Here is a 522-nt window from a genome sequence, read left to right as displayed (position 1 = left end):
CCAACGGCAGCGAGGGCGAGTCCATGAAAAAGCATAGTTCGATTGATCAATCCCTGTCTTCTACCGATTTGTCGGCCTGCACAACCTTGGCGGTCGATCTGGCCAAGCAGGTTTTTCAGGTCGCCGGTGAAGATGTTCTCGGCCAGGTGCGCTTCGAGCAACGGATCAAGTCGCGCGAGGCGTTCTATGAGTTTCTCCAAAAGTTGCCGCCTCATGTTGTGGTTTTGATGGAGACCGGTCCGGGTGCTCAAGCCTGGGCCCGGCAACTGCAAGACCAAGGTAATTCGGCGCGGATTCTTCCAGCCGGTTTGGTGGCCAAACATCGCAGTGGGCCAAAAAATGATCGCAACGATGCGTTGGCGATTCTGCGGGCTGGTCGCGATGAAAAAATCTGCGCAGTACCGGTCAAAAGCGTCGCGGCGCTGGCCATGCAGGCGTTGCATCGCGCCCGTCAGGGCTATGTGCGTCGGCGCACGGCCGTCAGTAATCAGATGCGCGGCCTGCTGCTCGAGCACGGTGTCG

General features: G+C 58.6%; 1 protein-coding gene. It reads left to right on the top strand.

What is annotated here, in order from left to right:
• Nucleotides 1-68: 68 nt before the first annotated feature.
• A partial coding sequence (locus ACM6I6_RS26170) for an IS110 family transposase (RefSeq protein WP_414920907.1) occupies nt 69-522 on the top strand: 454 nt, incomplete at its 3' end.

This window comes from Pseudomonas sp. IT-P218 (assembly GCF_949767605.1).
GTDB classification, from domain to species: Bacteria; Pseudomonadota; Gammaproteobacteria; order Pseudomonadales; family Pseudomonadaceae; genus Aquipseudomonas; species Aquipseudomonas putida_AE.
This window is presented reverse-complemented; position numbering and strand designations above follow the sequence as displayed.